The sequence below is a fragment of the Amycolatopsis sp. NPDC088138 genome, from assembly GCF_044741685.1.
Classification (GTDB): Bacteria; Actinomycetota; Actinomycetes; order Mycobacteriales; family Pseudonocardiaceae; genus Amycolatopsis.
On sequence record NZ_JBIUTB010000004.1, the window covers coordinates 582,913 to 608,558 of the forward strand.

Consider the following 25,646-nt stretch of genomic DNA (forward strand, 5'->3'; position numbering starts at 1 on the left):
ATGGCGAACGAGCAGAAGCTGCGCGAATACCTCAAGCGGGTCACCCGTGACCTGCAAGAGGCGCAGGACCGCTTGCGGCTGGCCGACGAGAAGGCCAGGGAACCGATCGCGATCGTCGGGATGAGCTGCCGGTTCCCCGGCGGTGTCCGCAGCCCCGAGGACCTGTGGGAGCTGCTGGACACCGGCGGCGACGCGATCGGCGGGTTCCCGGCCGACCGCGGCTGGGACCTGCCCGGGCTGTACCACCCGGACCCCGACCACGCGGGCACCTGCTACGTCCGCGAGGGCGGGTTCATCTCCGGCGCGGACCGCTTCGACGCCGGGTTCTTCGGGGTGTCACCGCGGGAAGCCGTGGCGATGGACCCGCAGCAACGGCTGCTGCTCGAGCTTTCGTGGGAGGCGTTCGAGCGCGCCGGGGTGGATCCGGACAGCGTGCGCGGCAGCCGGGCCGGGGTCTTCGTGGGCACCAACGGCCAGGACTACGCGGGCATCGTCGACAGCGTCGCCGACGAGATCGAGGGCTACCTGGCCACCGGCAACTCGGCCGCGGTGGTCTCCGGCCGGCTCGCTTACAGCTTCGGGCTCGAGGGTCCGGCGATGACGATCGACACCGCGTGCTCGGCGTCGCTGGTGGCGCTGCACCTCGCGGTCCAGGCGCTGCGCACCGGCGAGTGCTCGCTGGCGCTGGCCGGTGGCGTCACGGTGATGTCGACGCCGCGGGCGTTCGTCGAGTTCTCCCGCCAGCGCGGGCTTTCCCCGGACGGCCGGTGCAAGGCGTTCGCCGAGGGCGCCGACGGCACCGGCTGGGGCGAGGGTGTCGGCATGCTGCTCGTCGAGCGGCTCTCGGACGCCCAGCGGCTCGGCCACCCCGTGCTCGCGGTGATCCGCGGCAGCGCGATCAACCAGGACGGCGCGTCCAACGGCCTGACCGCGCCGAACGGCCCGTCGCAGCAGCGCGTGATCCGCCAGGCGCTGGGCAACGCGAAGCTGCGTCCGTCCGATGTGGACACCGTCGAGGCGCACGGCACCGGCACGGTGCTCGGTGACCCGATCGAGGCGCAGGCCCTGCTGGCCACCTACGGCCAGGACCGGCCGGGCGACCCGCTGTGGCTCGGCTCGGTGAAGTCGAACATCGGGCACACCCAGGCCGCCGCCGGCGTGGCCGGCATCATCAAGATGGTCAAGGCCCTCGAACACGGCGTGCTCCCGCAGACCCTGCACGTCGACCAGCCGTCGTCCCACGTGGACTGGAACTCGGGCGCGGTGTCGCTGCTCACCGAGCGGACGCCGTGGCCGGAGACCGGACGCGCCCGCCGCGGTGCGGTCTCCGCGTTCGGCGTCAGCGGCACGAACGCGCACATCATCCTGGAGCAGGCGCCGGAGGCCGAGCCGGTGTCCGCCGAGCCGGGTCTCGTCGGCGGTGCCGTGCCACTGGTGCTGTCCGGCCGTACCCCCGCCGCGCTGGCCGAGCAGGCCGCGCAGCTGCGCACCTACCTGGCCCGCTACCCGGACGCCGACCTGACGTCGGTGGGCCGGGCGCTCGCCGTCTCGCGGGCCGCCCTGGAACACCGGTCCGCGTTCCTGGCGGCCGACCACCAGGAAGCGCTTACCGCCCTCGACGCGGCCGCTCGCGGCGAGCTGGGCACCGGGACCGCGCGCGGTGACGTCAAGTCCGTCTTCGTCTTCCCCGGTCAGGGCTCGCAGTGGGTCGGCATGGCCGTCGAGCTGATCGACGCGTCGCCGGTGTTCGCCGCGCGGATCGAGGAATGCGCGGCGGCGCTGTCGTCCCATGTGGACTGGTCGCTGCTCGACGTCCTCCGGGGCGTGGAGGGTGCGCCGGGGTTCGACCGGGTGGACGTCGTCCAGCCGGTGCTCTGGGCGGTCATGGTTTCGCTGGCCGCGCTGTGGCGTGCGCACGGTGTCGAGCCGTCCGCCGTCGTCGGGCACTCGCAGGGTGAGATCGCGGCCGCGGTCGTCTCCGGCGGACTGTCGCTTGAGGACGGCGCGCTGGTTGTCGCGTTGCGCAGCAAGGCGATCCTCGCACTGGCCGGCCGGGGCGGCATGGTGTCGGTGCCGCTCGGGCACGACGCCGTCGTCGAGCTGGTCGCGGCCTGGGACGGGCGCCTGTCGGTGGCCGCGGTCAACGGCCCGCGCTCCACCGTCGTCTCCGGCGACGCGGACGCGGTGGACGAACTCGTCGCGCACTGCACTGAACGCGACGTCCGAGCCAAGAAGATTCCGGTCGACTACGCGTCGCACTCCGCACACGTCGAATCCCTGGAAACCGAACTCCTCGACCTGCTCGCGCCGATCCAGCCTCGTCAGGCCGACGTGCCGTTCTACTCGACGGTGACCGGCGAGCCGATCGACACCACCGGACTGGACGCCCGGTACTGGTACGAGAACCTCCGCAACACCGTCCGGTTCGAGCCGGTCACCCGGGAACTCATCGCCCGCGGGCACTCGGTGTTCGTCGAGTGCAGCCCGCACCCGGTGCTGACCGTCGGTGTACAGGACACCGTCGACGACCTCGGCGCGGACGCGACGGCCGTCGGCACGCTGCGCCGCAACGAAGGCGGCGCGGACCAGTTCCTCGGCGCGCTGACGCAGGCCCACGTGCACGGCGCGACGCCCGACTGGGCGCACACGTTCGGCGTGCTGCCCGCGCCGGAGCACGACCTGCCGACCTACCCGTTCCAGCGTGAGCGGTTCTGGCTGGAGGAGGACCCGGACGCCGTTGCGCCGGTCACCGTCTCCGAACCCGAAGCCCGGTTCTGGTCCGCGGTGGACTCCGGCGACGTCGACGCGCTCGCGCGGACCCTCGCCGTGGACGACGGCGCCGTCGGGGCACTTCTGCCCGCCTTGTCGTCCTGGCGGCGCCAGGAGCAGGAGCGCTCCGAACTGGACTCGTGGCGCTATCGTGTCACCTGGAAGCCGTTGCCGGAGCGCAGAACCACCCCGAACGGGATCTGGATCATCGTCGTCCCGGAGACCGGCGAAATCCCCGCGCTCGAAGGCACCACGGTCGTGCCGGTGGTCGTCGACGCCGCCACGATCGACCGAGCCACGCTGGCCGAGCTGCTGCGCGACGCCTGCCCGGACGCAGTGCCGTCCGGTGTCGTCTCGTTCCTCGCGGCCGACGACCGGCCGCACCCCGAGTACCCCGCCGTGCCCGCGTTCGTGGCCGGCACGCTGACCCTCGTCCAGGCCCTCGGCGACGCCGGGATCGACGCTCCACTGTGGATCACCACGCACGGCGCGGTCTCGGTCGACCCGGCGGACGCCCTGACGCACCCGCACCAGGCTCTGCTGTGGGGCCTCGGCCGGGTGGTCGCCCAGGAACACCCCCAGCGCTGGGGCGGCCTCGCCGACCTGGCCGGGGCCACCGACCTGCGCGGCCTCGCCGGGGTGCTCGCCGCGAGCGACGGTGAGGACCAGATCGCGCTGCGCGCGGCCGGGGCGTTCGCGCGCCGGCTCGTCCGCGACCCGAGCCACGCCCGGCCGCCGGCCACGCGGCAGTGGCGTCCCGAAGGAACGGTGCTGGTCACCGGCGGGACCGGGGCGCTCGGCGGGCACGTCGCCCGCTGGCTCGCCGGGGCCGGGGCCGAGCACATCCTGCTGACCAGCCGCCGGGGCCTCGACGCCCCAGGCGCGCCGGAACTGGAAGCCGAACTCGTCGCGCTCGGTGCCCGGGTCACCACCGCGGCCTGCGACGTCGCCGACCGCGACGCGCTGGCCGCCTTGATCGGATCCGTGCCTGACCTCACCGCGGTGGTCCACACCGCAGCCGTGCTCGACGACAACATCCTGGACGAGCTGACCGTCGAGCAGTACGAGCGCACCCTGCGCGTCAAGGTCACCGCCGCGGTCAACCTCGACGAGCTGACCCGCGACCTCGACCTGTCCGCGTTCGTCCTGTTCTCCTCGTTCGCCGGCACGTTCGGCCTGGCCGGGCAGGGCAACTACGCGCCGGGTAACGCTTTCCTCGACGCGCTCGCCGAGCGGCGGCGTGCGCTCGGCCTGCCCGCGACGTCACTGGCCTGGGGCCACTGGTCCGGCGGCGGTATGGCCGAAGGTGTCGTCGAAGAGGTCCTGCGCCGCCGCGGTAGCGCGGACATGGCGCCGGACGTCGCGATCGGCGCCGTCCAGCAGGCGCTCGACCACGACGACACGTTCCTGGCCATCGCGAACATCGACTGGGACAAGTTCGTGCCCGCGTTCAGCGCCGGCCGCGCCCGGCCGCTGATCAGCGAGATCCCGGAAGCGGCCGCGATCCTGGCCGCCAAGCCGGCCCTCGCGGCCGAAGCTCCGACCGGGCTGGCCGCGCGCATCGCCGGACTGTCCGAAAAGGACCAGCACACGGCCGTGCTCGAGGTCGTGCTCGGCCAGGCGGCCGGCGTGCTCGGGCACGCGTCCGCCGACACGATCGACGCCGGGCTCGCCTTCCGCGACCTCGGGTTCGACTCGCTGACCGCGGTCGACTTCCGCAACCGGATGACCGCGGCCACCGGGCTGAAGCTGCCCGCGACCCTGGTGTTCGACTACCCGACGGCCGACGTCCTGGCCCGTCACATCCGCGGCGAACTGGCCGGTGCCGCCCCCGCGCCGACCACTGCGGTGGCCGTGGCCACCACGACCGACGAGCCGATCGCCATCGTGGCGATGAGCTGCCGGTTTCCCGGCGGCGTCCGCAACCCGGACGACCTGTGGAACCTGGTCTCCGGCGGCGGTGACGCCATCGGGCCGTTCCCGGCCGACCGCGGCTGGGACCTGGCCGCCCTGTACAACGCCGACCCCGACGCGGCCGGCACCAGCTACGTCCGCGAGGGCGGTTTCCTCGACGGCGCCGCCGACTTCGACCCCGCGTTCTTCGGGATCAGCCCGCGCGAGGCGATGGCGATGGACCCGCAGCAGCGGCTGCTGCTGGAGACGTCCTGGGAGGCGGTCGAGCGCGCCGGAATCGACCCCGCGACGCTGCGGGGCAGCCGGTCGGGTGTGTTCGTCGGCCTGACCTACCACGACTACGGCACCCGGCTGCACGCGTCCGACGAGGACGTCGAGGGCTACTTCGGCACCGGCAACACCGCGAGTGTCGCGTCGGGCCGGATCTCCTACACCCTGGGCCTCGAAGGCCCCGCGGTCACTGTGGACACTGCTTGTTCGTCCTCTTTGGTCGCCCTGCACCTCGCCGCTCAGGCGCTGCGCAACGGCGAGTGCGAGATGGCGCTCACCGGCGGTGTCGTCGTGATGTCGACGCCGGAGATGCTGGTCGAGTTCAGCCGCCAGCGCGGCCTGGCCGCCGACGGCCGGTGCAAGGCGTTCGGCGCGGCCGCCGACGGCTTCGGTTCCGGCGAGGGTGTCGGCATGCTCGTGCTGGAGCGCCTGTCGGACGCCCGCCGCCACGGCCACCCGGTGCTCGCCGTGGTCCGCGGCAGCGCGGTCAACCAGGACGGCGCGTCCAACGGCCTCACCGCCCCCAATGGCCCCTCGCAGCAGCGGGTCATCCGCCAGGCACTGACCGGCGCCGGGCTCGCACCGTCCGATGTGGACGCCGTCGAGGCGCACGGCACCGGCACGTCGCTGGGTGATCCGATCGAGGCGCAAGCCCTGATCGCCACCTACGGCGCCGAGCGTGCGGGCGACCCGCTGTGGCTCGGCTCGATCAAGTCCAACATCGGCCACACGCAGGCCGCCGCGGGGGTCGCCGGCGTGATCAAGATGGTCCTGGCGATGCGCCACGGCCTGCTCCCACAGACCCTGCACGCGGACGAGCCGTCGCCGCACATCGACTGGAGCGAAGGCACGGTCGCGCTGCTCACCGAGGCCACGCCGTGGCCGGAGACCGGACGGCCCCGCCGTGCGGGTGTCTCGTCGTTCGGCATCAGCGGGACGAACGCGCACGTCATCCTCGAGCAGGCCGACGAGCCGGAGGTGGGCGAGGACATCGCGGCGCCGTCGATCGTGCCGCTCACCCTCTCGGCCAAGACCGAGGACGCGCTGTACGCGCTGGCCGGGCGGCTGCACACGCACCTGGCCGAACACCCGGACGTCGTGCCGGCGGACGTCGCCGTGTCGCTGACCACGCGAGCGCGGTTCGAGCACCGCGGGGTTGTCGCCGGTGCGGACCGGGATGAGCTGCTCGACGGCCTGGCCGCGCTGGCCGCCGGAGCCGGGATTTCCGGCACGGCCACGGCCGGAGCGTCGGCGTTCCTGTTCAGCGGGCAGGGCAGCCAGCGCGCCGGGATGGGGCGTGAGCTGTACGACGCGTTCGGTGTGTTCGCCGACGCCATGGACGAGGTCTGCGCCGGGTTCGAGGCGCACCTGGACCGGCCGCTGCGGATGGTCATGTTCGCCGACGCCGGGTCGCCCGATTCAGCCCTGCTGGACCAGACGAGCTACACCCAGGCCGCGCTGTTCGCGCTGGAAGTAGCGCTTTACCGGCTCTTCGAGCACTGGGGCGTGACACCCGACTACCTGGTCGGCCACTCGATCGGCGAGCTGGCGGCCGCACACGTCTCGAACGTCCTGTCGCTGGCCGACGCCGTCAAGCTGGTCGCGGCACGCGGACGTCTCATGCAGGCGCTGCCGTCCGGTGGTGCGATGGTGGCGATCCAGGCCACCGAGGCCGAGGTCACGCCACACCTGTCGGACCGGGCGGCCATCGCTGCCCTCAACGGTCCGATGTCGACGGTCATCTCGGGTGACGAGTCCGAGGTGCTCGCCGTGGCGGCGCACTTCGCCGACCGCAAGACCAAGCGCCTCACCGTGAGCCACGCGTTCCACTCGCCGCTGATGGACCCGATGCTGGCCGAGTTCCGCGAGATCGCCGAAACACTGTCTTACCGTCCGCCGGTTATCCCGATCGTCTCGAACGTCACCGGCGAACTGGTCACCGAGTTCGACGCCGACTACTGGGTCCGGCACGTCCGCGACGCGGTCCGTTTCCTCGACGGGATGCGCACCCTCGAAGCCGCCGGTGTCACGACCTACGTCGAGCTGGGCCCGGACGGCGTGCTGTCCGCGATGGCCCAGGACTGCGTGTCCGGCGGTACCTTCGCCGCGGCCACCCGCCGGGGACGCCCCGAGCCGCAGGCCGCCGTCACGGCGCTGGCCCAGGCGTACGTCCGCGGTGTGGCGGTCAGCTGGGACGCCGTCCTCGGCGGCGCCGGCACCCGCGTCGAACTGCCCACCTACCCGTTCCAGCACCGGCGCTTCTGGCCGCGTGAGCGTGCCGTCGAGGCGGTCGTCGATCCGATCGAGGCCGGGTTCTGGGCCGCGATCGAGTCCGGTGACCTCAACACCGTCTCGGACACCCTCGACCTGCCCGCCGACGCGCTGACCGACCTCGTCCCGTCGCTGGCGGGCTGGCGCCGTCGCCGCCTCGCCGCGTCCACAGTGGACAACTGGCGCTACGGCACGGACTGGGCCCCGCTGAACCTCGACGGCCGTCTCACCGGCGACTGGCTGCTGCTGACCCCCGAGACCGGGCACGACCTGGTCGACGACGTCGATTCCGCGCTGACCGCGAACGGCTCGACCGTGCGCCGGATCGTGGTGACCGACCGTGACGCGCTGGCGACGCAGATCCGCGTCGCGCTCGCCGAAGCCCCGGCCGCCGGGGTGCTTTCCCTGCTGGCCCTGGGTGACGCCGGTCTGCCGGACACGGTCGTCGCCCTGCGGGCGCTCGCCGAGGCGGGCTCCGACCTGCGGCTCTGGACCGTCACGTCCGGGGCCGTCACCTGCGGCGAAGCCCTGCGTGACGCCGACCAGGCGCAGGTCTGGGGCCTCGGCCGGGTCGCCGCGCTGGAGCAGCCGCAGCGCTGGGCCGGCCTGCTCGACCTGCCCGAACGGCTCGACGCGCGGACCGGCACCCGGCTGGCCGCGGTGCTGGCCGGCGGGCACGACGAAGACCAGGTCGCGGTCCGGGACCACGGCGTCTTCGGGCACCGGATCGTCCGCTCGACCGATGCTCCGGCCGCCGACTGGCAGCCCACGGGCACCGCGCTGATCACCGGCGGCACCGGCGCGCTCGGCGCCCGCGTGGCCCGCCACCTGGCCGGACGCGGCGTTGAGCACCTGGTGCTGACCAGCCGTCGCGGCCTCGACGCACCCGGTGCCGCCGACCTGCGAGACGAACTGACCGCGCTCGGCGTCTCCGTCACCATCACCGCCTGCGACGCGGCCGACCGTGACGCCCTCGCCGTGGTCGTCGCCGCCATCCCGGCCGAGCACCCGCTGACCACGGTGGTCCACACCGCCGGCGTGCTCGACGACGGTGTGGTCGACTCGCTCGACGCCGACCGGTTCGCCACGGTCGCGCGGGCCAAGGTCACCGCCGCCGGGCACCTCGACGCGCTCACCCGCGACCTGCCCGTCACCGCGTTCGTGCTGTTCTCCTCGACCGCCGGGGTGTTCGGCGCGGCCGGCCAGGGCAACTACGCCGCGGCCAACGCCGGGCTCGACGCCCTCGCCGAACGCCGTCGCGCCGACGGCCTGCCCGCGACGTCCATCGCCTGGGGTGCCTGGGCGGGCAGCGGCATGGCCACCGACGACGGCGTCAGCGAACGCCTGCGCCGCGGCGGTGTCCCGCAGATGGACCCGGAGCTGGCCCTGTCCGCTTTGGACCGTGCGGTCGCCTCGGACGCGGCGACGGTCTGCGTCGTCGATGTCGACTGGGCGAAGTTCGCCCCCGGCTTCACCGCCGCGCGGCCGAGCCCGCTCATCGGTGACCTCCCGGAGGTCCGTGCGCTCAAGTCCACAGTGGACGACGCGCGACCCGAATCGCTCGCCGAGCGGATCGCCGGGCTGCCCGAAACCGAACGGCGGCTGCTGGTCGTCGACTTCGTCCGCGGCGGTGTCGCGGCGGTGCTCGGCCACGCCGGGATCGCCGACGTCCCCGAGAACAAGGCGTTCACCGAGCTGGGTTTCGACTCGCTCACCGCGGTCGAGCTGCGCAACCGCCTCACCGCGGCCACCGGCCTGACCCTGCCCTCGACCCTCGTTTACGACCACCCGACACCGACCGCGCTGGCCGAGCACCTGTGTGCGGAGCTGTCCGGCGAGACCGCCGGGGAGGTCGTGCGGGCGCACGCGGCCGAGGACGACGACCCGATCGCCATCGTCGCGATGAGCTGCCGCTACCCCGGCGGCATCCACTCGCCCGAGGACCTCTGGCGGATGATCGTCGACGGCCGCGACGCCGTCTCCGAACTGCCCGGCGACCGCGGCTGGGACTTCGACGCGCTGTTCGGCGGCGGCCTGGGCGCCTCCGCCGCGCGGCACGGCGCGTTCCTCTACGAAGTCGCCGACTTCGACGCCGGGTTCTTCGGCATCTCGCCGCGCGAGGCGCTGGGCATGGACCCGCAGCAGCGGCTGCTGCTGGAGACGTCGTGGGAGGCCTTCGAGCGCGCCGGCATCGACCCGAAGTCGGTGCGTGGCCAGGAAATCGGCGTGTTCGCCGGGACCAACAGCCAGGACTACGCCACGCTCCTGCAGAGCTCCGGCGAGGACGTCGAGGGTTACCTGGCCACCGGCAACGCGGGCAGTGTGGTGTCCGGCCGGCTGTCCTACACCTTCGGCTTCACCGGCCCGGCGGTCACCGTCGACACCGCGTGCTCGTCTTCGCTGGTCGCGCTGCACCTCGCCGCGCAGTCGCTGCGTTCGGGTGAGTGCTCGCTGGCACTCGCCGGCGGTGTCGCCGTGATGGCGACGCCCACCACGTTCGTCGAGTTCTCGCGCCAGCGCGGCCTCGCCGAGGACGGCCGGGTCAAGGCGTTCGCCGCCGCGGCCGACGGCACGGGCTGGGGTGAAGGCGCCGGCATGCTGCTGCTGGAACGGCTTTCCGACGCCCAGCGCAACGGCCACCAGGTGCTGGCCGTCGTGCGCGGCAGCGCGATCAACCAGGACGGCGCGTCCAACGGCATCACCGCCCCCAGCGGCCCGGCCCAGCAGCGTGTCATCCGCCAGGCGCTGGCCAACGCGGGTCTGTCCACTTCGGACGTCGACGCCGTCGAGGCGCACGGCACCGGCACGACCCTCGGCGACCCGATCGAAGCCCAGGCGCTGATCGCCACGTACGGCACCGACCGGGAGACGCCGCTCTGGCTCGGCTCGGTCAAGTCGAACATCGGGCACACCCAGGCCGCCGCGGGTGTCGGCGGGATCATCAAGATGGTCCTCGCGATGCGTCACGGCGTCCTGCCGCAGACCCTGCACGTCGACGAGCCGACCCCGCACGTCGACTGGTCGGCCGGCACCGTCCGGCTGCTGACCGAAGCCACGGCCTGGCCGGAGACCGGACGCCCGCGCCGTGCCGGTGTCTCGTCGTTCGGGTTCAGCGGCACCAACGCGCACACGATCATCGAACAGGCGCCGCCCTCGGAAGACATCGTCGCGCCGGAAGCGCTGCCCGCGCTCGTGCCGGTGGTGGTGTCCGGTGCGGACGAAGACGGTCTTCGCGCCCAAGCGCGTCGTTTGGCCGCGCACTTCGACGAATTCGAGCCGGCCGAAGCCGCTGCCGCGCTCGCCGTCACCCGCTCCGCGCTGGAGCACCGTGCCGGATTCCTGGCGACGAGCCGGGAGGACCTGCTGGCCGGGCTCGCCGCCGTCGCCCGGGGCGAGGGTGTGCACGGCACCGCGACCGGCGGGGGCCTCGCGTTCCTGTTCACCGGTCAGGGCAGCCAGCGGCTCGGCATGGGCCGGGAGCTGTACGAGACCTATCCGGTGTTCGCGGCCGCGTTCGACGAGATCCGCGCCGCGTTCGACTTCGACCTCGACGGCGGTGACCTCGACCAGACGCAGTACGCCCAGGCGAACCTGTTCGCGCTGGAAGTCGCCCTGTTCCGGCTCTTCGAGTCCTGGGGGGTGCGGCCGGACTTCCTGGCCGGTCACTCGATCGGCGAGCTGGCCGCCGCGCACGTCGCGGGGGTGTTCTCGCTGACGGACGCGGTGAAGCTGGTCTCGGCCCGTGGCCGTCTCATGCAGGCGCTGCCGACTGGTGGCGCGATGGTCGCGCTGCAGGCGACCGAGGACGAGGTCACGCCACGCCTGTCGGAATTGGTGAGCATCGCCGCGCTCAACGGCCCGGCGTCCACTGTGATTTCCGGCGACGAAGCCGCCGTGCTGGCGGTTGCCGAGCAGTTCAGTGACCGCAAGACCAAGCGGCTCACGGTGAGCCACGCGTTCCACTCGCCGCGCATGGACGCCATGCTCGACGACTTCCGCGCGGTGGCCGAGACCCTGACCTTCCACGCGCCGAGCATCCCCGTTGTGTCCACTGTGTCCGGTGAACTGGCGACCGGCCTGACCGACCCGGGTTACTGGGTGGACCAGGTCCGCGGCACGGTCCGGTTCCTCGACGCGATGCACACGCTCGCCACCCGCGGCGTGACCACGTTCCTCGAACTCGGCCCCGAGGGTGTGCTCACGGCGGCGGGCCAGGACTGCGTGACCGGCGACTTCACCGCCGCGCTGCGCGGCGGCCGCGCCGAGACCGTGTCGGTCCTGACCGCGCTGACCGAGGCTCACGTCCACGGCGCCGACGTCGACTGGACATCGGTCTTCGCAGGCGTCCCGACGCGGCGCGTCGAACTGCCGACGTACGCCTTCCAGCGACGGCGTTACTGGCCGGAGCAGCCGGACGCCGTCGTCACGGCGGGGTCGGCGAGCCCGGCCGAAGCCGAGTTCTGGACCGCGGTCGAGAACGCCGACTTCGCCGCCGTCACCGGCACCCTGGCCCTGGACGGCGACCAGCCGCTCAGCGCCGTGCTGCCTGCCCTCTCCGCCTGGCACCGGCAACAGCGCGTCGAGTCCGTTGTGGACGGCTGGCGCTACCGCGTCACCTGGCAGCCGGTGACCGACCTCGCGGCCCCCGTGCTGCGCGGCACCTGGCTGGTCGTCGGCGACGCCGAACACCCGCTGTGCGGCGCGCTCACCCGCGCCGGGGCCGACGTCGTCGTCACCGGCGGCGAGATTCCCGCGGACACCGCGTTCGACGGCGTCGTCTCGCTGCTCGGCACCGACGACCGGCCGCACCCCGAGCACTCGGGCGTCACGCTCGGCGCCGCCGCGAACCTCACGCTGGTGCGTGCGCTGGGCGAAGCCGGGATCGATGCTCCCTTGTGGATGGTTACGCGCGGCGCGGTCTCGACCGGCCGCGCCGACATCCTCGGCTCGGCGTCCCAGGCGCTGGTCTGGGGCATCGGCCAGGTCGCCGGCCTGGAGCTGCCGCACCGCTGGGGCGGCCTGCTCGACCTGCCCGCGGAGCTGGACGACCGGGCCCTCGCCCGGGTCGCCGGCGCCCTGGCCGGCACCGAAGACCAGGTCGCGGTCCGCGGCTCCGGCGTCTACGTGCGCCGGCTCGTGCCCGCGCCGCTGCCGGCCGGGAGCACGTTGTGGACCCCGCGCGGCACCGTGCTGATCACCGGAGGTACCGGTGCACTGGGTGCGGAAGTCGCCCGCTGGGCGGCCGCGGGTGGTGCGGAACGGCTGGTGCTCACCAGCCGTGCCGGACTCGCCGCACCGGGCGCCGAAGCGCTGCGCAACGAACTCGCCGAGTCCGGTGTGGACGTCGTGATTGCCGCGCTGGACGTCACCGATCGGGACGCGCTGGCCACGCTCGTCGCCGAGTACCCGGCCGACGCCGTCGTGCACGCGGCGGGTGTCGAATGGGCGACGCCACTGGACACTGTGGACGTCACCGGGTTCGCCGAGGTGCTGTCCGCCAAGGTGACCGGCGCCGCCAACCTGGACGCCGTGCTCGGTGAGTCCGAGTTGGACGCTTTTGTGCTCTTCTCGTCGATCTCGGGCATCTGGGGCTCGGGCGGGCAGGCCGCCTACGCGGCGGCGAACGCCTACCTCGACGCCCTCGCCCAGGCCCGGCGAGCACGCGGGCTGGCCGCCACCGCCGTGGCGTGGGGCCCGTGGGGCGGCGGTGGCATGGCCGCCCGCGGTGACGCGATCGACCAGCTGCGACGCCGCGGCCTCGAGCCGCTGGCACCGGCCTCGGCGATCGCCGCGCTCGGCCGCGCGGTCGGTGCGGACGAGTCCGCCGTCGTGGTCGCCGACGTCGACTGGGCCAAGTTCGCCCCGGCGTTCACCGCGGCCCGGCCGCGGCCGCTGCTCGACGGCGTTCCCGAGGTGCGACGTGTCCTCGCCGAATCCACTGTGGACACCGTGTCCGCCGACGTCTCCGAGCTGGCCGGCCGCCTGGCCGGGCTGGGGGAGGCCGAGCAGGACCGCCTGCTCGTCGACCTGGTCCGGACCGAGGCCGCCGCGGTCCTCGGCCACACCGGCACCGACGCGGTGGTGCCCGGCCGCGCCTTCAAGGAGCTCGGGTTCGACTCGCTGACCGCCGTCGAGCTGCGCAACCGGCTCACCGCGGCGACCGGCATCCGGCTGCCCGCGACGCTGGTCTTCGACTACCCGAACGCGACCGTCCTGGCCGGACACCTGCGCACCGAACTCACCGGTGGCCAGGAGACCGTGGGTACTGACATCGTGTCCGTGGTGGCCGACGATCCGATCGCGATCGTGGCCATGAGCTGCCGTTATCCCGGTGGCGTCCGGTCGCCGGAGGAGCTGTGGCGCCTCGTCGCCGACGGCGTCGACGCGGTCGGCGACTTCCCGGCCGACCGCGGCTGGGACCTGGGCGCGCTGTTCGACCCGGACCCGGACAACACCGGCACCAGCTACGCCCGCACCGGCGGGTTCCTCGACGGTGTCGACGGCTTCGACGCGGCATTCTTCGGGATCAGCCCGCGTGAAGCCCTCGCCATGGACCCGCAGCAGCGGCTGCTGCTCGAGACGACCTGGGAAGCCTTCGAGCGAGCGGGGATCGACCCGCACGCGGTGCGCGGCAGCCGGACCGGCGTGTTCGCCGGGACGAACCTGCAGGACTACGGCACGCTGCTGACCGGGCAGCCCGGCCTCGAAGGGCACCTGGCCACCGGCAACGCGGCCGCGGTCGTCTCCGGCCGGCTGTCCTACACCTTCGGGCTCGAAGGCCCGGCGGTCACAGTGGACACCGCGTGCTCGTCTTCGCTGGTCGCGCTGCACCTCGCGGCGCAGGCCCTGCGGGCGGGGGAGTGCTCGCTGGCCCTCGCGGGCGGCGTTGTCGTCATGTCGACACCGAACGCGTTCATCGAGTTCAGCCGCCAGCGCGGGCTGGCCGAGGACGGCCGGTGCAAGCCGTTCGCCGAGGCCGCCGACGGCACGGGCTGGGGTGAAGGCGTCGGCATGCTCCTGCTGGAGCGGCTGTCCGATGCGCGGCGCAACGGGCACCCGGTCCTGGCGATCGTGCGCGGCAGCGCGATCAACCAGGACGGCGCGTCCAACGGCCTGACCGCACCCAACGGGCCTGCGCAGCAGCGCGTGATCCGGCAGGCGCTGACCAGCGCCGGTCTGTCCACATCGGACGTCGACGCGGTCGAGGGGCACGGCACCGGCACGACGCTGGGTGACCCGATCGAAGCTCAGGCGCTGCTGGCCACCTACGGCGCCGACCGCACCGGTGAGCCTTTGTTGCTGGGCTCGCTCAAGTCCAACATCGGCCACACCCAGGCCGCCGCGGGGGTCGGCGGGATCATCAAGATGGTCCAGGCGATGCAGCACGGGCTGCTGCCGAAGACGCTGCACGTCGATGAGCCGTCGTCCAAGGTGGACTGGGCCGCGGGCGCGGTCGAGCTGCTGACCGACTCGCGCGCATGGCCGACGGTGGACCGCCCGCGACGTTCCGCGGTGTCGTCGTTCGGCATGAGCGGCACCAACGCCCACGTCGTCCTCGAGCAGGCGCCCGAGGTCGTCGAGGCGGAGCGCGTGCCCGCCGGCGAGCCGGCACCGTGGGTGCTCTCCGCCCGCGACGCCGACGCCCTGCGTGACCAGGCGATCCGTCTCCAGACCCGGCTCGACGGCGCGGACTGGGAGGTCGACGACGTCGCCTTCTCGCTCGCCACCTCCCGCGCCCGGCAGGAGCACCGCGCGGTGCTGACCGGGGACCGGGCCGAGCTGCTCGCCGCCCTCGGCGCACTGGGCCGCGGTGAACCCGCCGCGCAGCTGGTGACCGACGTCGTCGCCGACGGCGCGACCGCGCTGCTGTTCACCGGTCAGGGCAGCCAGCGAGCGGGGATGGGCCGTGAGCTGTACACGGCGTTCCCGGTGTTCGCCGACGCTCTGGACGCGGTGTGCGCGGAGTTCGACACGCACCTGGACCGTCCACTCCGGACAGTCGTGTTCGAGGACTCGGTTCTGCTCGACCAGACCGCCTACACCCAGGCCGCGCTGTTCGCGGTCGAGGTGGCGCTGTTCCGGCTGGTGGAGAGCCTGGGCGTCCGGCCGGACTTCCTGGTCGGCCACTCGATCGGCGAGCTGGCCGCCGCCCACGTCTCGGGCGTGCTGACGCTGTCCGACGCCGTCACGCTGGTCGCCGCGCGCGGCCGGTTGATGCAGGCGCTGCCCACCGGCGGCGCGATGGTGGCGATCCAGGCCACCGAGGCCGAGATCACGCCACACCTCTCGGACCGGGTGGCCATCGCCGCCCTGAACGGCCCGACCTCGACGGTGATCTCGGGTCACGAAGCCGACGTTCTGGCGGTCGCCGCGCAGTTCACCGAGCGCAAGACCAAGCGCCTGACCGTGAGCCACGCGTTCCACTCGCCGCTGATGGACCCGATGCTGGACGAGTTCCGCAGCGTTGCAGAGTCGCTGTCCTACGGCCGGACGGTCATCCCGATCGTCTCGAACGTCACCGGCGAGCTGGTGACCGAGTTCGACGCCGAGTACTGGGTGCGGCACGTGCGCGAAGCCGTCCGGTTCGTCGACGGCATGCGGACCCTCTCCGCCGAGGGCGTGACCAGGTTCGTCGAGCTGGGCCCGGACGGTGTGCTGTCCGCGCTCGGCCAGGACTGCCTGGACGAGCCCGCCGTCTTCGCCGCCGTCCTGCGCGGCGACCGGCCGGAACGCCGGACCCTGCTCACCGCCCTCGCCACCGTTTACACCCACGGCGCGGACGTCGACTGGGCCGCGCTGACCACCGGCGCGCGCCGGATCACCCTGCCCACGTACGCCTTCCAGCGGACCCGCTTCTGGCCGACGCCGACCGTGGCGGGCCGGGGCGCCGCCGCCGGGCTGGGCCTGGACGCGGCCGGGCACCCGATGCTCGGCGCGGCCGTCTCGCTGGCCGGTGGTGACGGCGTGCTGTTCACCAGCAGGCTGTCGACGCTGACCCACCCGTGGCTGGCCGACCACGCCGTGCACGGCACCGTGCTCGTGCCCGGCACCGGCCTGGTCGAACTGGCCGTCCGCGCCGGGGACCAGGTCGGCTGTGACCACCTCGAAGAGCTCACCCTGCAGGCGCCGCTGGTGCTGCCCGCCGACTGCGGCGTGCAGCTGCAGGTCACCGTGGGTGAGCCGGCCGCGGACGGCCGCCGCGAGGTGACCGTCCACTCGCGACCGGAAGGCACCACGTTCGGCCACCCGTGGACGACACACGCCACCGGTCTGCTCGGCACCACCGTCACGGCACCGCCCGCCGAGCTGGCCGAATGGCCACCGGCCGGCGCCACGGCGCTGGAGACGTCACGGCTCTACGACGACCTCGCCGGAGCCGGGTTCGGTTACGGCCCGGCGTTCCGCGGCCTGCGGTCCGCTTGGCAGCTCGGTGACGACGTCTACGCCGAAGTCTCGCTTGAGTCCGAAGTGGACGAGTCGTTCGGGTTGCACCCGGGTCTGTTCGACTCGGTGCTGCACGCGATCGGCCTGAGCGGCCGGCTCACCGGTGAGGGCACGGGCATTCCGTTCGCCTGGACCGGCGTCACCCTGCACGCTTCGGGCGCGTCCGCGCTGCGGGCCAAGCTGTCCCCGTCCGGCAGCGGCGTCTCGCTCGAGCTGTTCGACGCCGCCGGTCAGCCGGTCGCGACGGTCGATTCTCTCGTGCTGCGCCCGGTCTCGGCCGATGCGCTCGACACCGCCCGGACCGAGTCGATGTTCCGCCTGGAGTGGACTTCGGTCCAGCCGTCCGGGACGGCCGAGATCGTTCACCTCGACCGGCTCGGCGACACCCGGCCCGAGTTCGTGCTGACCACAGTGGACGCCGAGGACTCGGCGGCCGGGGCTCACGAAGCCGCGCACCGGACCCTGGCGCTGGTCCAGGAGTGGATCGACGGGGCCGACGAGGCGAAGCTCGTGCTGGTCACCCGCGGCGCGGTCGCCGTCCGGCCCGAGGACGACGTCCCCGGCCTGGCCGCTTCCACCGTGTGGGGCCTGGTCCGGTCGGCGCAGTCCGAGAACCCGGACCGCCTGGTCCTGCTGGACACCGACGACACCTCAGCCGAAGCCGTAGCGGCTGCCCTGGCGACCGGCGAACCACAGCTGGCCCTGCGCGCGGGGGAGACGTACGTCCCGCGCCTGGCCCGGGCCGCGCTCCCGGTGACCGAAGAGTCCACTCTGGACGCCAACGGTACGGTGCTGGTCACCGGCGGTACCGGTGCGCTCGGCTCCTTGTTCACCCGCCACCTGGTCACCCGCCACGGCGCGCGGCACCTGCTGCTGCTCAGCCGTCGCGGTGGCGCCGCCGAAGGGGCGGACGCCCTGGCCGCGGAACTCGCCGAACTGGGCGCCGAAGTCCGGTTCGCGGCCTGTGACGCCGCCGACCGCGACGCCCTCGCCGCGGTCCTCGCGGCGATCCCGGCCGAGCACCCGCTGACCGCCGTCGTGCACACCGCCGGTGTGCTGGACGACGGCGTCGTCGGCACGCTCACCCCCGAGCGGATCGACACCGTGCTGCGGCCGAAGGTCGACGCGGCGCTCAACCTGCACGAACTCACCACCGACCTGACCGCGTTCGTGCTGTTCTCCTCGGCCTCCGGCGTGTTCGGCGCCGCCGGCCAGGCGAACTACGCGGCCGCCAACGTGTTCCTCGACTCCCTGGCCGCGCGCCGGCGTGCGGCCGGACAGCCGGCGACGTCGCTGGGCTGGGGCCTGTGGGCCGACGGCGGCAGCATGGCCGGCGGCCTCGGCGAGGCGGACCGGCGGCGGATGGACCGTGCCGGCGTCGCCGCGCTGACCGCGGACGAAGGTGTCGCGCTGTTCGACGCCGCGCTCGCGTCCGGCGAGGCCGCGCTGGTCCCGATGCGGATGGACGCCGCGGCCCTGCGCGACCCGGGCACCACGGTGCCCGCCGTGCTGCGCGGTCTCGTCCGGACCACCACCCGCCGGGTGGTGACGGCCGAGACCGTCGCGAGTGGCTCGGCGCTGGCCGACCGGCTGTCCACGATGGACGAAACGGAACGCGAGCGCACCCTGCTCGGCGTGGTCCGCCAGACCGTCGCGGCCGCCCTTGGTTATGACTCGGCTGACGCCGTGGACGCCGGGAAGGCGTTCAAGGAGCTTGGCTTCGACTCGCTGACCTCGGTCGACCTGCGCAACCGCCTCAACACGGCCACCGGCCTGCGGCTGCCCGCGACCCTGGTGTTCGACTACCCGAACGCGACAACGCTCGCCGCGTACCTGCGCACCGAGCTGCTCGGCGCGGCCGAGCCGGTCACGGTGGCGCCGGTCCGCGCGGTGGACGTCGACGAGCCGATCGCCATCGTGGCGATGAGCTGCCGCTACCCCGGCGGCATCCGCGGACCGGAGGACCTGTGGCGGCTGGTGTCGACCGGCGCCGACGCGATCTCGCCGTTCCCGGTCAACCGCGGCTGGGACCTGGAGAAACTGTTCCACCCCGAGCCCGGCCACAGCGGCACGAGCTACGCCCGCGAGGGCGGCTTCCTGCACGAGGCGGACGAGTTCGACGCCGAGTTCTTCGGCATCTCCCCGCGTGAGGCGCTCGCGATGGACCCGCAGCAGCGGCTGCTGCTCGAGACGTCATGGGAGGTCTTCGAACGTGCCGGCATCGCGCCGGAAGCGTTGCGGGGCAGCCGGACCGGCGTGTTCGCCGGCCTGATGTACCACGACTACGCCGCGCGCCTGCCGGAGATCCCGGAGGAGGTCGAGGGTTACCTCGGCACCGGCAACGCGGGCAGTGTCCTTTCCGGACGGCTGGCCTACACCTTCGGGCTCGAAGGCCCGGCCGTCACGGTGGACACCGCGTGCTCGTCTTCGCTGGTGGCCCTGCACCTCGCGGCACAGGCCCTGCGCAACGGCGAGTGCGAAATGGCGCTGGCCGGCGGTGTCACGGTGATGTCGACGCCGACGACCTTCGTCGACTTCTCCCGCCAGCGCGGCCTCGCCGCCGACGGCCGCTGCAAGTCGTTCGCCGAGGCGGCGGACGGCACCGGCTGGTCCGAGGGTGCCGGTCTCCTGCTGCTGGAACGACTTTCCGACGCCCGCCGCAACGGCCACCAGGTCCTCGCGGTGGTCCGTGGCAGCGCGATCAACCAGGACGGCGCGTCGAACGGCCTGACCGCCCCGAACGGCCCGTCGCAGCAACGCGTGATCCGCCAGGCCCTTGCCTCGGCCGGACTGTCCACTTCGGACGTCGACGCCGTCGAGGCGCACGGCACGGGCACCACCCTGGGCGACCCGATCGAGGCCCAGGCCCTGCTGGCCACCTACGGCGCCGAGCGTACCGGTGACCCGCTGTACCTCGGCTCGATCAAGTCCAACATCGGCCACAGCCAGGCCGCCGCGGGAGTCGCCGGGATCATCAAGATGGTCATGGCCATGCGGCACGGTGAGCTGCCGGCCACCCTGCACGTGGACGAGCCCTCGCGGCACGTCGACTGGGAAGCGGGTGCGGTCGAGCTGCTCACCGAGCGGACCCCGTGGCCGGAGACCGGACGACCGCGGCGTGCCGCGGTGTCGTCCTTCGGCATCAGCGGCACCAACGCGCACACGATCATCGAGCAGGCCCCGGACTTCGCCGAGCCGATCACGGGGGAGAAGCCCGCGATCGCGACGCCGTTCGTGCTGTCGGCACGCGACGCGGACTCCCTGCGCGAGCAGGCGTCGCGTCTGCACGCCGTCGCCACCGAGCAGGACGCGCTCGACGTCGCCCACTCGCTGGTGACCACGCGCAGCCGGATGCCGCTGCGTGCGGTGGTGCCCGGTGCGGACCGCGACGAGCTGCTGCGCGGCCTGGCCGCGCTGGCCGCCGGGGAATCCGGCGGTGTCGTGACGGGTGCGGTGTCGCCGGGCTCGCTGGCGTTCCTGTTCACCGGCCAGGGCAGCCAGCGCCTCGGCATGGGCCGTGAGCTGTACGAGACCTACCCGGTCTTCGCGACGGCGTTCGACGAGATCCGTGCGGAGTTCGACTTCGACGTGGCCTTTGACACCGACGAGCTGCACCAGACCCAGCACACCCAGGCGGCGCTGTTCGCCCTGGAAGTAGCACTGTTCCGCCTCTTCGCGCACTTCGGCGTCCGGCCGGACTTCGTGGCCGGGCACTCGATCGGTGAGCTGGCCGCGGCGCACGTCGCCGGCGTGTTCTCGCTGGGCGACGCGGTCAAGCTGGTGTCGGCGCGGGGTCGCCTCATGCAGGCACTGCCGACCGGCGGCGCGATGGTCGCGATCCAGGCGACCGAGGACGAGATCACGCCACACCTGTCGGACTCGGTGAGCATCGCGGCGCTCAACGGCCCGATGTCCACTGTGGTCTCCGGCGACGAGGACGCCGTGCTGGCGGTCGCGGCGCAGTTCGCGGACCGCAAGACCAAGCGCCTTACCGTGAGCCACGCGTTCCACTCGCCGCTGATGGACCCGATGCTCGAGGAGTTCCGCGCGGTCGCGGAGACTTTGACGTTCGCCGAACCGCGCATCCCGATCGTGTCCACTGTGGATGGCGACCCGACGTCGCCGGACTACTGGGTGGACCAGGTCCGCGGCGCCGTCCGGTTCCTCGACGCGGTACGCACGCTGGAAAGCCGCGGTGTCACGACGTTCGTCGAACTGGGCCCGGACGGTGTGCTGTCCGCGCTCGGCCAGGAAATCGCCCCGGCCGCGACGTTCGTCCCAGCCCTGCGCAAGGGCCGGACCGAGCCGGAGACGCTGCTCACGGCGCTGGCCGAGGTCGACGTCCGCGGTGCCGACGTCGACTGGACTCGCCTGTGGGCCGGGTCGGGGGCGCGCACGATCGACCTCCCGACCTACGCCTTCCGTCGTCGCCGCTACTGGCTGCACAGCGCGGCGTCCGCCGCGGACGCCTCCGGCCTCGGGCTCGGCAAGGCCGACCACCCGCTGCTGGGCGCGTCGGTCGAGCTGGCCGAAGGCGACGGCCTGCTCTTCACCGGGCGGCTGTCCGCGCAGACGCACCCGTGGCTGGCCGAGCACGCGGTGCACGGCGTCACCGTGCTGCCGGGGACGGCCTTCGTCGAGCTCGCGATCCGCGCGGGTGACGAGGTCGGCTGCGACCGCCTCGAAGAGCTGACGCTCGAAGCGCCGCTGGTCATCCCGGCGCAGGGCGGCGTCGCCGTCCAGATCACCGTCGGCGCGGCCGACGCTTCCGGGCGCCGGACCCTGTCCGTCCACTCGCGACCGGACGGCGAACCGTGGGTCCGCCACGCCGGTGGTGTGCTTGCCGCGACCGGTGCCCCGATCCCGGCGACCCCGGCCGAGTGGCCGCCTGCTGGCGCCGAGGCCGTCGACGTCACCGAGCTCTACGACGGCCTGCTGTCGGCCGGCCTGGCCTACGGCCCGCTGTTCCAGGGCCTGACCGCGGCCTGGCGCCGTGGCACCGAGGTGTTCGCCGAGGTCAGCCTGCCCGAGGACGCCGAACTCTCCGGGTTCGGCCTGCACCCGGCGCTGCTCGACGCGGCCCTGCACGGCATCGGCCTCGGCGCGCTCCCGGCCGAGGGCGGCGCGCGCCTGCCGTTCGTCTGGTCCGGCGTCTCGCTGCACGCGTCCGGCGCCCGCGCCCTGCGTGTCCACCTGGCCGCGACCGGTGCCGAGGCGGTGTCGGTGCACGTCGCCGACCCGGCCGGGGCGCCGGTGTTCTCGGCCGACTCCCTGGTGCTGCGACCGGTTTCCGCTGGTCAGCTCGCCGGCGGGGTCGCACGAAGCTCGCTGTTCCAGCTCGACTGGACAACTGTCCCGACGCCGGAGACGGCTGTCCCGGACGGCTGGCCGGAGGTTGACGGCTTGGTCGTCGCGCCGGTCGCCGACGCCGCGTCCGCGCTCGACGTGGTCCAGACGTGGCTGCCGACCGAGTCGACGGTCGTCGTCGTGACCCGCGACGCCGATCCGGCCGCCGCGGCGGCCCACGGCCTGGTCCGCTCGGCGCAGGCCGAGCACCCGGGCCGGTTCGTCCTGGTCGACCTGGACGCGACGGCCGGTCCCGCGGAGCTGCACGCCGCGGTGGCCACCGGCGAACCGCAGATCGCGGTCCGCGACGGTGTGCTCACCGCACCCCGGCTCGCGCGGGCCGCGCTGTCCGAAACGGACGTCCACTTCGGAGACGGCACCGTTCTCGTCACCGGCGGCACCGGGGCGCTCGGCGCGCTGTTCGCCGAGCACCTGGTCACCCGGCACGACGTCCGCGACTTGCTGCTCACCAGCCGCCGCGGCGCGGAGGCGCCCGGCGCGCCCGAACTCGTCGAACGGCTGGAGAACCTCGGCGCGTCGGTGACGCTCGCGGCCTGCGACGTCGCCGATCGTGACGCTCTCGCGGCCCTGCTGTCCGGCCACCGGGTGACCGCGGTCGTGCACAGCGCCGGTGTCCTCGACGACGGCCTCGTCGAGTCCCTGACGCCCGAACGCCTCGCGGCCGTGCTGGCCGTCAAGGCGGACGCGGCGCAGAACCTGCACGACCTGACCACCGACCTCGACGCGTTCGTCCTGTTCTCCTCGGTCGCCGGCACCTTTGGCGGCGCGGGGCAGGCGAACTACGCCGCGGCCAACGCCTACCTCGACACGCTCGCCGAGCAGCGGCGTGCGGCCGGACTGCCGGCGACGTCGCTGGCCTGGGGCCTGTGGGACGGCGGCATGGCGGGCAGCCTCAGTGAGGCCGACGTCGCCCGGCTGGTCCGGGCCGGCACCGCCCCACTGTCCACAGAGGACGGACTGGCGCTGTTCGACGCGGCGCTGGCGACGGACCGCGCGGTCCTGCTGCCGGTGCACCTCGACCCGGCGGCCATCCGCGCCGCCACCGGCGAGGTCCCGCCGCTGCTGCGGGGCCTGGTCCGCGCACCGGCACGGCGGGTCGCGGCGACGACCGGCGCGGCCGGGGCGTTCGCCGACACCCTGTCCGGGCTGGCCGCCGACGAGCAGCTCGAGAGGCTGGTCACGCTGGTCCGCGGCGAGGTCGCGGGCGTGCTCGGCTACGACTCGGGTGACGAGGTCGACCCGGCCAAGGCGTTCCGCGACGCCGGGTTCGACTCGCTGACCGCGATCGAACTGCGCAACCGCCTGCACGCGGCCACCGGCCTGCGGCTGCCCGCGACGCTGGTGTTCGACTACCCGACCCCGGACGCGCTCGCCGGGCACGTCCACACCGAACTGTTCGGCGGCGAAGAAACCGTCGAGGTCGTCGCGGCCACCGGGTCCGACGACCCGATCGCCATCGTCGCGATGAGCTGCCGGTACCCCGGCGGCGTCACGACACCCGAGCAGCTGTGGAACCTCGTCGCGGCCGGCGGGGACGCCATCACGACGTTCCCGGACAACCGCGGCTGGGACCTCGACGCGCTGTACCACCCGGACGCCGACCACCCCGGCACCAGCTACTCGCGCGAAGGCGGGTTCCTGCACGACGCGGGCGGCTTCGACCCGGTGTTCTTCGGGATCTCGCCGCGCGAGGCGGTCACGATGGACCCGCAGCACCGGTTGCTGCTGGAGACGTCGTGGGAGGCCTTCGAACGGGCCGGCATCGCGCCGGAAGCGTTGCGCGGCAGCAAAACCGGCGTCTTCGCCGGCGTGATGTACCACGACTACTCCGCGCTGCTCGACGGCGCGGACGAGGACTACGAAGGCCACCTCGGCACCGGCAACGCGGGCAGCATCGCCTCCGGCCGGGTCGCCTACACCTTCGGGCTGGAAGGCCCGGCGGTCACGGTGGACACCGCCTGTTCGTCCTCTTTGGTCGCGCTGCACTGGGCGCTTCAGGCGCTGCGCAACGGCGAATGCACCATGGCGCTCGCCGGTGGTGTCACGGTCATGGCGACGCCGAACGCGTTCATCGAGTTCTCGCGCCAGCGCGGCCTCGCCGCCGACGGCCGCTGCAAGGCGTTCTCCGCCGACGCCGACGGCACCGGCTGGTCCGAAGGCGCGGGCATGATCCTGCTGGAGCGTCTCTCCGACGCGCAGCGCAACGGCCACCCCGTGCTGGCGGTCGTCCGCGGCAGCGCCATCAACCAGGACGGCGCATCGAACGGCCTGACCGCGCCGAACGGTCCCTCGCAGCAGCGGGTGATCCGGCAGGCGCTGGCCAACTCCGGTCTCGCACCGTCCGATGTGGACGCCGTCGAGGCGCACGGCACCGGGACGTCGCTGGGCGACCCGATCGAGGCCCAGGCGCTGCTCGCGACCTACGGTGCCGAGCGCACCGGCGACCCGCTGTGGCTCGGCTCGCTCAAGTCGAACATCGGGCACAGCCAGGCCGCCGCGGGTGTCGGTGGCGTGATCAAAATGGTCATGGCGCTGCGCAGCGGCGAACTGCCCAAGACGCTGCACGCCGACGAGCCGTCGCCGCACGTCGACTGGGCGTCGGGCGCGGTCGAGCTGCTGACCGAGGCGCGGGCCTGGCCGGTGACCGGACGGGCGCGCCGCGCGGCGGTGTCGTCGTTCGGGTTCAGCGGCACCAACGCCCACGCGATCATCGAGCAGGCCCCGGAACCCGCACCGAAACCGCAGGTCCCGGCGCCGGCGGTGGTCCCGCTGGTGCTGTCGGCGAAGTCGCCGGCGGCGCTGGCCGAGCAGGCCGCGCGACTGCGTGAGCACCTGTCGGCTGGGTTCGAACCGGCGGACGTCGCGGCTTCGCTGCACGTCCGCACGCGGTTCGAGCACCGGGCCGTCATCACCGGCACCGGCCCCGACGAGCTGCTGACCGGCCTGGCCACGGCCGAGGCCGTCGAAGCCGGGACGGGCGGGACGGCGTTCCTGTTCACCGGCCAGGGCAGCCAGCGGCTCGGCATGGGCCGCGAGCTGTACGCGACGTACCCCGCGTTCGCGACGGCCTTCGACGCGATCGCCGCCGAACTCGATCTCGACGGGGACATCGACCGGACGCAGTACACCCAGGCGACCCTGTTCGCCCTGGAAGTCGCGCTGTTCCGGCTCTACGAGTCGTGGGGCCTGCGGCCGGCCGTGCTGGTCGGCCACTCGATCGGCGAACTGGCGGCCGCGCACGTCGCGGGCGTGCTGTCCCTGTCCGACGCCGTGACGCTGGTGTCGGCGCGCGGCCGGCTCATGCAGGCGCTGCCGGAAGGCGGCGCGATGCTGGCGATCCAGGCCACCGAGGACGAGATCACGCCACACCTCTCGGACGCGGTGAGCATCGCCGCGCTGAACGGCCCGGACTCGACCGTGATCTCCGGTACCGAGAAGGCCGTGCGGGCGGTCGCGCGGAAGTTCAAGGGGCGTAAGACCAAGCGGCTCAAGGTCAGCCACGCGTTCCACTCGCCGCTGATGGACCCGATGCTCGACGAGTTCCGCGGTATCGCCGAGTCGCTGTCGTACGGTCGGCCGGTCATCCCGGTCGTCTCGAACGTGACCGGCGA

General features: G+C 73.4%; 1 protein-coding gene (running past one end of the window). It reads left to right on the forward strand.

All coding sequences use genetic code 11. The annotated features are described in order from the left end of the window. Positions 1–25,646: the 5' portion of a type I polyketide synthase gene (locus ACIOD2_RS24015; RefSeq protein WP_400541872.1), read on the forward strand. It continues 21,607 nt past the right edge of the window; only the first 25,646 of its 47,253 coding nucleotides appear in the window; the start codon lies at positions 1–3; its stop codon lies beyond the right edge, outside the window.